The sequence below is a fragment of the Bradyrhizobium liaoningense genome (genome assembly GCF_018130785.1).
In the GTDB taxonomy this organism is placed as follows: domain Bacteria; phylum Pseudomonadota; class Alphaproteobacteria; order Rhizobiales; family Xanthobacteraceae; genus Bradyrhizobium; species Bradyrhizobium liaoningense_A.
This window is the reverse complement of sequence record NZ_JAFCJT010000031.1, coordinates 66504-78510: the sequence shown is the minus strand read 5'-3', so window position 1 is coordinate 78510 and position 12007 is coordinate 66504. Positions and strand designations below refer to the sequence as shown.

9 protein-coding genes and 2 pseudogenes are annotated in these 12007 nt (G+C 57.9%); 3 read left to right on the top strand and 8 right to left on the bottom strand.

Going from position 1 to position 12007, the window contains the following annotated elements:
* Nucleotides 1-4: 4 nt before the first annotated feature.
* Entirely contained in the window at nt 5-691 is a 687-nt protein-coding gene (locus JQ627_RS35140; protein ID WP_212488913.1) for a peroxiredoxin-like family protein, read from the bottom strand.
* Between the two features lie 1100 nt (nt 692-1791).
* Here JQ627_RS35140 and JQ627_RS35135 point away from each other — a divergent pair.
* From JQ627_RS35135 to JQ627_RS35125, 3 genes and pseudogenes are all read left to right on the top strand, one after another.
* A pseudogene (locus JQ627_RS35135) lies at nt 1792-2251 on the top strand (nitroreductase family protein).
* A 30-nt stretch (nt 2252-2281) separates the two neighbouring features.
* The gene (locus JQ627_RS35130; protein ID WP_212488912.1) at nt 2282-2827 is read left to right on the top strand and encodes a carboxymuconolactone decarboxylase family protein; all 546 of its coding nucleotides are present in this window, start codon (nt 2282-2284) and stop codon (nt 2825-2827) included.
* Between the two features lie 1268 nt (nt 2828-4095).
* Nucleotides 4096-4449, top strand: coding sequence for a hypothetical protein (locus tag JQ627_RS35125; protein ID WP_212488911.1), 354 nt, complete (start codon nt 4096-4098; stop codon nt 4447-4449).
* 692 nt (nt 4450-5141) lie between these two features.
* Here the strand turns inward: JQ627_RS35125 and JQ627_RS35120 are convergent.
* From JQ627_RS35120 to JQ627_RS35090, 7 genes and pseudogenes are all read right to left on the bottom strand, one after another.
* Nucleotides 5142-5695 (bottom strand): annotated as a pseudogene (locus JQ627_RS35120) (ATPase, T2SS/T4P/T4SS family); the annotation flags it as partial.
* Nucleotides 5696-5942: 247 nt separating this feature from the next.
* The gene (locus tag JQ627_RS35115) at nt 5943-6485 is read right to left on the bottom strand and encodes a cytochrome b (protein WP_212488910.1); all 543 of its coding nucleotides are present in this window, start codon (nt 6483-6485) and stop codon (nt 5943-5945) included.
* A gap of 1730 nt (nt 6486-8215) precedes the next feature.
* The gene (locus JQ627_RS35110) at nt 8216-8515 is read right to left on the bottom strand and encodes a hypothetical protein (protein WP_212488909.1); all 300 of its coding nucleotides are present in this window, start codon (nt 8513-8515) and stop codon (nt 8216-8218) included.
* Nucleotides 8516-8643: 128 nt separating this feature from the next.
* Nucleotides 8644-9267 (bottom strand): isochorismatase family protein, encoded by a 624-nt coding sequence (locus JQ627_RS35105; protein WP_212488908.1) that lies wholly within the window; start codon nt 9265-9267, stop codon nt 8644-8646.
* A 61-nt stretch (nt 9268-9328) separates the two neighbouring features.
* A complete protein-coding gene (locus tag JQ627_RS35100) occupies nt 9329-9814 on the bottom strand; it encodes a Rid family hydrolase (RefSeq protein ID WP_212488907.1) in 486 nt (161 codons plus the stop codon).
* Between the two features lie 139 nt (nt 9815-9953).
* The gene (locus JQ627_RS35095) at nt 9954-10367 is read right to left on the bottom strand and encodes a hypothetical protein (protein WP_212488906.1); all 414 of its coding nucleotides are present in this window, start codon (nt 10365-10367) and stop codon (nt 9954-9956) included.
* A 167-nt stretch (nt 10368-10534) separates the two neighbouring features.
* Complete coding sequence (locus tag JQ627_RS35090) at nt 10535-11764, bottom strand: ABC transporter substrate-binding protein (RefSeq protein WP_212488905.1); 1230 nt, start codon at nt 11762-11764, stop codon at nt 10535-10537.
* Between the last annotated feature and the right edge of the window lie 243 nt (nt 11765-12007).

Below are 12007 nucleotides of genomic sequence, written 5' to 3'. Positions count from 1 at the left end.
GGCTCTAAGGGCGAGGCTTGGGCCCATCCGATTCGGACAGGGCAGCAAGCACTGTTTCGGTCGTCGCTCCCGTGATGAAGTCCGGCCCGACAAACGCTCGACGGATGATCCCTCGTTGGTCGAGGACATAGGTGGCCGGTATTGGCAACGTCCAAAAGGAGAAGCCATGGAGCGCGGAGAGATCAAAGCCGCGCCGCAAGAGACGGCGCTTTAAATGCGCCGGCACCACGGACAACAGTCCGAACGAAAGGCTTACCCCGAGATCTAGGTCGGAGAGGATTTCCAGATCGAGTTGGTGAGCCCGTTTGAAACTGCGTGGCAAGTGTCCAGACTCGGGCGTTATGGCAATTGCTCTGGCGCCGATAGCGCGGAAGCCGAAGGTGGCTCCGTGAAGAGCGCGTAGCACAGCTGCGCACAATGGAGACCAAGTCCCGTAAATGAAGGTGACGATCAACGGCGCAGCTTGTCGCAATTCAAAAGATGAAACGAGCGTTCCATTTGCCTCAGGGAGAAGGAAATCGGGGGCAGGTTCGTTCGCCTTCAGGGCGCCGCCAGGAACGCCGGCCTCTCGGAGCCACGATGAAATCAGCCGGTCGGTTCGGATGTCCAGCGTGCGAAAGCCGCTCAACGTCTCTGGGGAGGCTTCGATCGGCATACTCTCCGGGCGCTCCCTCGAGACTTCATCGTCCATTCAATTTCTCCCCCAAATGGTACCCCTCGCGGTGCGGGTCCACGTATGTTTCTTATGGTGACAGGGCGCTCTGGAAAACGACAATTCAAGTTTGGAATGGTGGTCGTTGACGAATAACCGTTAGGAATAGTCGGCGGCTCCAAAATCGCGATGTGCTGCGGTTCAGACCAAGCACTAGGCGCCGCTTCCGAAGAGGAGGCCGATGGAAGATGGTAGGCGTCGTAGGAAAGATGAAACGATATCGCGAAGCCGGACTGAATTCCGTAGAAGCTTGAATGCGGTAAGTCCAGACTTTGACCAGTCGTTTTCCTGAGTGTGCGGCTGACCGTCCGCGCCCTCTGTTCCAGCTGGCAACATCGCCTGTCAGGCACATGTTTTGGGCGTCACGTCACCTCTGGTCGCGAACGGCGACAGGCACGCCTTCTCGCCGCGAGATGCATGCGGCAACGAAATATCTCGTATCGAAAACTGTAAGAAGGCGACAGATGAAAACTACATTCGCAAGAGACGTCTATTAAAGCGATGACTGGAAGGAATTCCGGGTCGGGTACCCAGCTCCGGCAGCGCTGTCCCATCGATGAACGCCATCCACGACGCAAGCACCCAGGCCGCGATCACCATGCGCCCGGCGGGTCGCTTCCCACCCGAGCTCTCGCGCGCATGGTTCTGCATCGATAACGCCACGGATACAACGCTCTACAAACGGCTGCGCCTCGTAGCGACATGCTCCCGTCTCTGGTTTTTAAGAGTGGTCATTTGCGGGTCTCGTTTTGGGTTGCTGTGACAGCGATCTCACACCTTGGTGGTCGAACCTCGACTAAGGAAATCACCTCTCGTTATAGACTCGATAGACAATCGTTATTACCGGCGCGGCGTGATGCCATCGCCGGCCTGCCCAATTTGCCATGATTTACAAATGGCAGCGAGGACTGTCGTAGCGGCATTCCCCGCCCTTATGGAAACTATACATACCGGCGATTGGAAAATTTCGTCCTGCGCTGCGACCAATGGGTATCCCTGCACCAGTGCACCAGTGTCGCGGATTTCATCGGGTAACCCCAGGGCAAGCTGGGGTCGATCACATGACCAACGAAATAACAATGACCAACGCGGTCATCGAATGCATCCTGAGCCGCAGCGCCGCTAAGTACTATGAACTGCCGCCACCTTGAGCGACGCGAAAATTCGCGAGCTGGTACGAATTGGTCGATTCCAGCGCAGTGCCAGAGCGCCTGGCGTCGGTGGTGGTAGCGGGCATCATGCGGGTAAATATGGCGTCGGATTGGGAAATCCCCGCGCGCGACCTGTACATGGGGCACCCGCAGCGCCAGCGCGACGAGGCAGTACGTACCTTTGGCGACGGCGATGAATTATGCGGTCCGCTCCCTAGGCTTGGGTTCGACGCCGATGATCGGTTTTGATGCCGACGCAGCGCTCCGCGAGTTCGGACTGACCAAGGACGAGGTATCGGTCATGCTGTTGCCCGTGGAGGCGCAGCGTCCGGGAAACTGGCCACAGAAGCCGCGCCGTCCTGTCGCCGATGTGTTGGATCTCGTTTAATTGGTGAACCAGTAACTTGCGGGGATTGTGATGCCCAGAATTGCGGCTCTAAAGCCGGAACAGGTGCCGGTCGATTCGAAATCGACCCTCGATATATTCAGCAAAAACATCGGGTTCACCCCGAATACGATGGCGACCTTTGCGGCAAGCCCAATCGCATTCAACTCATGGGCCACCCTGCTCGGCTCCATGAACAAGGCGCTCGACGTGAAGACGCGTGACAGCATCGGCCTCGCTGTCTCCGAAGTGAATGGCTGCAACTACTGCCTGACAGTCCACAGCTTTACGGCCGACCAGATGGCCAAGCTGCCGGGCAATGAAATCATTCTCGCTCGGAAAGGCCATGCTAGCGACCCGAAGCGGGACGCCGCCATCCAGTTTGCGCGTAAAGTCATCGAGACCCGTGGCAAGGTCAGTGACGCCGATCTGAAAGCCGTCCGCGATGCCGGCTACACGGATGCACACGTCATCGAGATGGTCGCGCTCGTGGCCATGTACTCCCTGACGAACTTTCTCAATAACGTGTTCGATCCCCAGATGGACTTTCCCGTGGTTGCGCTGGCTGGCTCGATCTGAACTTTACCCGGTCGCAACGACCATCTCCGAGGATCCTCGGAGATGTCATGTGATGCGAGCGTAGCGCCAAAGTCCAGACGCACCCGAGAAAGGTTCTTGGGAACACGTTTGCCTGAGGTTGGATTGATGTTGCAAGGAGCGATCCGAAAATGGACACCGCGGCGCGGCTTCGGGCTGCTGTTCAATGAGCTCGCGCCGCGAATCGCGCGATCTTACCTCAGGATTAGGTCGTGAGCAGCGCGTCCCTGATCCTGACCGATCACAGCCTAGCGTTCTCCGAGCCTAAGGCCGGCTGCGCGCGGGGCAACACCAAGGTTGCTCGCCGCGTCGAGCCTGGGCGGCTGCCTCGTGTTCGTCGGTAGCGTCGCCGTCACGCTCGCGCTCGCCGCCATTGGCCGACACATGCGCCTGTCGCCGCTCAATGTCGCAGTCTGACTTCTGCAAAAATGCCTGGGTGGAGCACTTTTCGCAATTGAATGACCCGCCGATAGCGAACGCATGCGCCGACATGGCATCACGTCGCGCGGCGGACTTCAGAGTTCAAACCTCGCGCGAGATCGGTAGGGTTCGCTCGGCGTTCATCGCGAGATCCACCCGCACGTTTGGTGACTCGCCTATGTCCATCTGACCGTCTTCGCATGCGGAATGCAGGCTACCAATGTACGGTCCATCGAGTTAGGTGCACTTGACGCAGGGTAACAGAGCCGCAGCAGCTTCACTCGAACCTTCCGGACGCACTAGAGACCGCCCCTTCAAACCATCGGTCAGAAGCGAAACGCGTCTTCGTGCGTATCAGATCGAAGAGGACGGCGTCCCCGAGTAATTGGGTCATGGCAAGAACAATGCGCAGATTCACGCTACTTTGGACGAACTGTGAACACGGGCTCAGAGCAAGATTCGCTCAAAAATCGATGGGATGAAAGGCTCTCGCTCCGCGGGTGCTGGGCAGGCGTCAGTTCGGATGACAAACCGGGAGCGTTCTAATGGAAGAGATTCCTACTCGATCGCTTGCTCTCACCTCCTGCACGGGGGCGTTAGCGTCGGAAAGCTTTACACTCGGGCGCCAGAGAGAATGAAAACGATAACGATCTAACATTTCTAACGGCGCGCAGGCCGGAATACTCTCCTTATCCATCTCATCGATACTTGGTGGCAGCACGCGTGGCCTATCGTTCACAAAGCGGTCGATCCGCCGTTCGTGTGCGCAGCCCCCTGCTCTCGATGCCCCAAAAACTCGATCGAGCAGCCCAGCACGCAGGAGTTACGCCATGCCCTTTCGCTTCGCAAAATCCATCCACACCTACCTAATCGACTATCCTGTGATCATCGTCTTGATGGTCGCGCCATTCCTGCTGAAGCTAGGCAAAGGTGGTCCTGTCGGGCCGTGGATTTCGGTGGTGACCCGCGCCGCGACACTACTGCTGCCGGTTCTCACGGACCACACGACGGGGCCCGTCCCGGTCATCCCTAATTGGCTGCATCTCTGGATGGATGGCGCTTCAGGTGTGGTCTCCATCACCGCCCCCACCGCTTTCCATTTCACTGGACTTTCCGACCGGTACTATTCGGTTCTCGTCGCTGCGGTCTTGCTGACGACCTCAGTTCTCAACGCGGTGAGGTGAGCCGATCGAAGACGACCGAGCAAGCGCAAGCAGAGCTCGCGACCGACCTCTCCGAATCATTCGACGACCCCGTTCACTCGCACTCCGACAAAATCGAGAAACTCGCGACGATGGACTACGGACCTAAGAGCGCGTTCGAGGAAGGCTCAGTGGTCAAGCTAAACGGGCGGCTTTTGCTATTGCCGTATCGACAGGCAAGTTTGTGCGCGACGGCAACGAGATTATGGGCATCTCCACCCAGTCCCCGATCTATGCTGAGTTGGGGCGCGAGCGCGACGGTGACGCGAACTCCTTCAACGGAAGAGAGCTCGTGATCGAGGCGGTCGCCTGACGGCTGCGACACCCAAAGGTCACGAGCGGCGCCCGGTATAACGCACGGCGACCGTCGCGAAACCGTGTGGGGTGCTTAGCAAGGAAGCGGATGACCACCTCGTTTTAGCACTTCGGCATATGCTCTTAGATCACGATGAACGGCAGCCAGCAGTTTTATCGTCACCAGCGCTGAGCTCTGACTCAACGCCCAGCCATAGTCGTGCGGAAACCTCGTCACGTCATCGGTAACGTTTGATCCGTGCTGTAGAGTTCAGGGCCGCCGACGACGCCGTGCGTTGGATTTTGGGTGATACTGATCTGGCCTTGCTGATCGAAAGAGGGGCGATTGATTTCAGCGGTTACGATTTATTCGGATTGCGAAGATTCGGGCGAGAACACCATGCCATGGACATTGGAAGCTCTCTGGTGTCTTCGATGAGAACAACTCGATCTGAAGCCTTGTCTACCTCAGCTCGCAATGCGTTGATCAACGTCGTCTTGCCTCTGAATGTGCCGCCGGTCACAAGAATATTCTTGTGCGCTTCGGCCGCGCATTTCAAAGCAGCTGCTTGCCTCGAGGTCATAACGCCTGTGGCCACGCAGTCATCCAATGTCAACACTGCGACCGTAGGTATTCGTGTCGCGAACACCGGAGCCGCAGCTACCGGCGGCAAAAGTCCCTCGAAACGCCCTCCGGTCCGCAGCAGTTCGGCCGAAACACGCGGGCTGACTGCGTGGACTTCGGCACCGACATGGTGAGCAACCAATCGACGATGGGCTCCCCGCCTGGAGGGGCACTATTTCTCCTGTATCTGCCAAGCCATTCCGCAGCCGGTCGTTCCACAATCGCCCGTTAGGGGTTGAGCATTACCTCCACGACCGTCGAATCTTCGAGAAAGCGAGCGATAGCGGCACCAAACGTGGTGCGCAGCATGTGAGCTCCACGCGAAATCGCTTCCGATTAAATGGAATGATGTACCACCGCCGTCCTCAACAAATGAGGCTGTCCCGAGCGGCCTCGGATGGGGATGATTAGAAAAGCCAGGAAGAGTGTTGGTGCAACAATGCAATTATCGGGTTTGGCAGCGCGACATGAAACCGAGTGATACTGCCGAGCACTTCTCCAGCTTCAGAGGAATAACGCCTCGCCGCAGTAGCTGGGACTAATCCGATCTAATCGTTTATGCGCCCGGAGCCATCGACCGAAAGACTTCGTCGCGAAGATAGAAGTGATGGAAGAGAGCCGCCGCTGCATGCACGCCGGAAACCCAGAGGATGGCGTTGCCGAGAATGGCGTGTATTTTCATGATCAGCTGCCCCAGTCCATGCGCCTTGGCGATCTGGGGGGCGATGTCGCATCCGGGAAGGGTGACGGGAATCCCCTCGAGCCAGGTACCGAGCACCGCCGTCGCTGGAATCGCGATGAGGAGCGCATAAAGCGTGAACTGGACGAGCTTCGCAGCTACAGTCATCCATCGCGACACAGGTTGCTTCGCCGGCGGGCGGTCGATCAGCCGCCATAGCAGCCGCAGCACGACGACAATGAAGACGAGCACTCCGAGCATCTCGTGAATCCTGCGGAGCCCGTCCGCCGCGGCGGAATAGAGTGAATAGCCGTCGCCCCTACTGAGCACATATGCGGCGAGAACCAGCAAGACGGTCAGCCAATGGAAGGCCTGCGCGCCGGCGCCGTAGCGAGAGGAAGTGCTGCGCAAACCGATCATCTAACTCCGATCTTAAGCCCGCCGCAGCGGTTGATGAACGGTGGCGGCGCGTCGCCAGAGATTTGAGCGCTTAGTGATCTTGCCCGGCTTTGCCTTGTCCACCAACAGTTCTCCCGTTTTCAGTTAGCTAATGAAACGCTGAACAACGCAGCCCCTTCGCTCCAGCTCCATTGCAGGCTCTTCGCACCTACGGGCTGCTCCGACCCTGGGCTCCGCAGCGGTACTCTCGCCCTTGCGGTTGGAGCCGCTTGTGGTTTCTCCCTTCGCGCCATCGCCGCAACGGAGCACAGGCTCTCACGCTCCATATGACAGTCTGGTCGAGCTTCGCGCCGCCTACATGCCGGACGTCGCTCGGAACGGCCCAGGCATCCCCCGAGCTGATCCCGAAGGAAGCGCCCCCCAAGTTCTGACATTGCCCAAATCGCTCTTCGACACTTCTGCAGTGGTTTACTTGCGCTCGCCTCTCTCGACCGTGCCCGTCGGAACCGTGTCCTGGCTTCTCCGCAACGCTCACCATCACGGCTCTTGACCGCAAACAGCTTGCGGTGGCTCGAGATCAGCGCCTGATTGCCGAACCGAAGAGCCCTCCTTCATCTCTCGTCCAGTTGCACATCACCGGTACTCATGGCGATGCTCGTGACACACGACCCAAGAGCGATGTACGCATGACCGATGAACGCCTAAAATCTCTCAAATACATGTTGGTCTTCCTCAAACTGGACGCATGTTGATCACTGTACCAAGAACAAAGCACAGTGATCCGGTAAGGTATAGCCAGTTCGCCAGATTGCTCATGCGACAGCCCGTGGATTGACCGGCCGAGGCTCGGCAGGCTTGTTCATTTCGGCATGCATCCTCATTTTTTCCATGGCTACTTCCATCTCACGAGGGAGCCGCACGCTGCCAAGCTTTGGCGTCGCTACCAGCTGTAGTCACCACCAGACGTAAGAGAAGCCGGGATAGTCATAGGTCGGATAGCTGCAATATGAGCCATAGGTGGGATAGCCCGGGTACGAGTTATAGGTGGTATAATTCCATCGCACCGAGAGCGCATCCATCGTCACGGCTGGTACCGCCGCCTTGATCGACGTGCCATTGATGGCACAGCAGACCAGTAGGCGGTGGCGGCTACAGCGACAGCGATTGCGAGGCTGCCGACTTGAATCTTCAGGGTAGATCCAGTTCGTGTTAAACATGGCTATCCGCCACCGACTAGTATGACCTTGCAACGCCGGCAAAGGAAATCACTTCGCGCCATAAAATCGATAGACGATCGTTATTGCACGCCGCGCCGCGTGATGCTGTAGCGAGGAATGCCACCAGCTGCGTCTGCGGAGAGACTTCTAAACCAGTTGTCGTCCTTGGACCAATCGAAGTTGCGCGTGCCAACGCGTGCCGTCCGTCCTTGTCGTTTGGAGGTTTCGTGCAGGCGTTGGAAAATGCCGTGCTTTTATCTTTTCCAGTCCCTCAATTGCGACAGGACAAAAAACCTGGCTGCCCCTAGCCGTCGGTCGCGAGGTAGTTCGACGGGAAGCGCGCGCTTCGGCTCTTCGTCGTCACCTTCTTGAACTCGTAAGCGGTGTCTTGATCGGGCGTTTAGCCGACTGGGACGAGCTGAAGGAAGGGCGTAGTCACGATGCTGCGCTTCTGGCCGGCTTCGTCGGGGCTGAGCGCAAGCCTCGCCTCAGGTCGCGCTCCCAGAGATGGCCGCCCACTTCGCGTCCGCTAATTTAGGGAAGACCTGCAGCTGCGGCACTGTCCCGGTCGGCTTGCTTTTGTCGAACAAGCGCGAGCTGTAGGCTGCACACACCAAAGCCGCTCGTGTCAGCGCGTATTCCGAGCTTTTCACAGACTGCGAGATCTTCAACTGCGATCTCACGATCGAGTTGGATTTTCGCGTTGGCCCGTGTCGCGAGAGCGGAGACGAAAGCGGCGTACCCACCGAACGACATCAGCACCACAATAAAAAATGAAAGCAGGAGCCGCAAACCTACACTACCGTTGCTAGCATTAGCATTGACATCGGTCATCGTAGAGTTCCTGTCAAATGGCTCTCAGGATCAAATATTCGCAGTACGATTTCCTACGCTGTGAACCTAACCCCATGCGCCAACGCTCGGGGCGCAGGAACAACTCCGACGGATAATCGGCGCGTTTCTTACTGGGGATTGATCATATCCCGCGCATAGGCCAGGCCGATACCGTATCCGCCGCCGTGAGCCTCCACGATCGCCCGCGCCCCGTCATAGGTCTCGGCGCGGGTCCAGTCGCGCTGGAGTTCCAGAAGGAGCTGGATCCACGACGTCGGCTTCGCCCCCGCTGCCGCCATTCGTCGCATCGCCAGATCGTGACTGACCGGAGTGAGCCCGCCGCAAGCGTCGCCGACAACATGTACCTCGTACCCCGCCGCGCGCGCGGAGAGCACCGGAAAAGTCACGCAAGCTTCTGTTAGCAGCCCCGAAAAGATCAGTTTCCGCCGTCCAGTCGCCACGATCGCGTCGCGCGCAGCGTCGTCCTCCCACATGTTCATGTTGCGGCGGTCGATCGCCATCACTTCGGGAATCGCGGCGTGAATCGCGGGCATCAGGGGACCGCTGTAGACCTTGGTGGCGGACGTAGATGCCACGATCGGCATACCGAAAACGGTGGCAGTGCGCGCCAGAGCGATCACGTTGTTCAGAAGCATTTGGCGATCGATCGATCCCACGCCGAAAGCAAGTCCGGCCTGCTGATCGACCAGCACCAAGGCGCAATCCTTCGGCTCGATCGGGAGGTCGGGCATTGCCCTCGCGGTTCCAGGTCCTTGCGTCATGATTTCGTTAACTCCAGATATCGGGGATTTATCACCGCCGCTTCGCTTCTGCTCCCGACAGCACAGCCTTGAAGGCGATCTCGATGAGCTGTTCAGGAAAGGCTAGTCTCGTCACACCGATCAAGTTGCTGGCGCACTGGGGTCGTGCCGTGCCGTATACATCCTTGCGCGCCTTGCCCGCGGCGGTGAATGCGGCGTCGACATCGAGTACATAGAGCGTCTCTTCGACGACGTTGTCCAGCGTTGCCCCGAAGCGCGCCAAAAGCTTGACGGCATTGGCGTAGGTTGCGCGCATCTGCTGTTCCATCATCGAGAACTCGGCCGGCTTGCCGGTTTCGTTGAGAGAAGCAGGCGCGATCAGGTGCCCCTTCTCGTCGTGGCTGAACTGGCCGGAGACATGGATAGTATCACCAACCTTGATCGCCTGCGCGTATCCATATGCATCTTCCCACGGCACACCGAAATAGGCGGCCTCTTTTCCATTTGCTGCGACTGCGTTTACTTCGTTGCTTTGCAAATCGAGCCTCCTGGCTTTTCAATCCGGCATCACGTCTCGGTGGCGGCACTGAAAGTTTCGGTATGACGATGCTTTGGAAGATGGCCTTGTAAAGCCAACGAGGGAAATCACCTCTCGCCATAGAGTCGATAGACGATCGTTATTGCGGCCGCGTCGCTAACAGGCCGAACTCATGGTTGTTGCGACCAATGCTGCAAAGTGAAGATTCTTCTTGCCAACCCGGAGCCGCCCACACATGGCCCATCGGCGAAGTGGCGAGACGTCGTTCTGAGGTTAAGGAATGCAACACTTTGGGGCCGACCCTGGCCCCAATGTGTTCTAGCTCGTCGATCCACAGGCCGGCGCTGTCGTAGAAATAGAGTCGTCTTCCGACGGCCGCATAAATCGTGATTTCAAGTGAAGCCACTTGGAACAGCGAGTCGGCCAGGAAGGGGGTCTGCGTTAGCCCAAGGGAGAGGTGATAGCGACCCTCGTCGCCGGCTTCGCCAACCCGATGCTCCAGGCGATCCTCTTCTTCGAGAAGCGCCTGGAATGTGGCGTCGGCTTTCACCAACTGCGGACGTGCCGTCGCACACGTCCGGGGGCAGCTATGGGCCAAAAGGCGGAATTGGAGCTAGCGCGGGGGGCGTCAATACAACGTTCACTCGGTTTCATGCGACGACACGCGGCGCGCCCAAGGCTGCTCCTTTTGGTAGTTACGTTACCGAGCGCCAAACCCAACTAGTCGCTGGCGTCACCGTCAATAATGTCCCCGAACCGCTCCCAAGACTCGCCCCTGAACCTCATCAGTTGCACCTGCGAAATGGGGGCAAAATCGGTGGCAGACGTGTTGATCTTGATGCCCGGCAAGAGCCCACCCAGTTCGAGACCTCTGAGGCTAGCAGCCTGCTTCATCACGTTCTCGCGCGTGAGATCGTCGCCGCAGGCCCTCAGCACATGCTCGAGAGTTTGCGCGATGGTGTATCCATACAGGATCACACTATCCAAGCGATTGGCCTCCGGGTAATATTTATCCAAGAACTCGTTCCAAGTCCTTATGCCAGGGTCATCCTTCCACTGCGGGTCGGTTGGGTCCTTGAGATAGGCCGAGGAGATGATCCCTTGCGAAGCGTCAAATCCGGCGGGCTTCATGACGGCGCCGACTGAGACGGTGGTGTTGTTCAGGAAGTGAAGTGGCTTCCAACCAATCTCGGCCATCTTCCTTATGGCCTGCGCCGCGAACTTCGGCCCAGAGATATCGACGAATACGTCGGCATTTAACGACTTCATCTTGACGATATGCGAGTCGATGGTCGGATCTGTGACCTCGTAGGCGTCCTCCACGATGATCATCGAAGCGGCCTTCTCGCCAAGGCCGTCCTTGAGACCTTTGAGATAATCCTTCCCATAGTCATCGTTCTGGTAGAGGACGGCGATCCTGCCGTTCGGCTTCTCCTTTAGAATGTATCTTGCGTAGATACGCGCCTCGTTTTGGTAGTTGGGCTGCCAACCCATGGACCAGGGGAAGTTTTGTGGGTCATTCCATTTGGTGGCGCCGCTTGCGACGAACAGCTGCGGCACTTTCTTTGCGTTCATATACTTCTGAATAGCGGTATTGGACGGCGTGCCCAACGACTGGAAGATCAACAGCGCCTCATCGCTCTCGACCAGCTTGCGCGCCTGCTCGACCGCCTTTGACGGACTGTAGCCGTCGTCATAGGAAATGAAGGTGATCTGGCGCCCGTTTATGCCGCCTTCCGCGTTGATCTTTTGAAAGTAGGCCGCCTCAGACTTGCCGATAACACCATAGGCCGATGCGGGCCCGCTGTACGGCATGATGTTGCCGATCTTAATCTCGGTATCGGTTGCGCCGGTATCGTATTTCTTCTGGGCAATTGCGCTGCTTCCAGCGGAAGCGAGCAAGATCATGGCGGTCGAAAACGCCGCCAATCGTCGCGCGACGAAGGACATCTCGATTTCTCCCTACGAAAGAATGAATGTGTTTATTCGATTGGGGACTTCTTGCGGGTCTCTCGTCCAATATTGAACACCCCTCAACAGACCTTGTCGATGGAGGGCGCCACGTATCTGAGCCTCCTCATCAATCGCGCGGTTCGGTCAACGTAGCTGACTTTAATCGTCGCAGCCGCTTCGACGGACGAGCCAGGAGTTAGCCACGAACAAGTCCTTGGTCGCCCACTTTCCTCCTTGGGG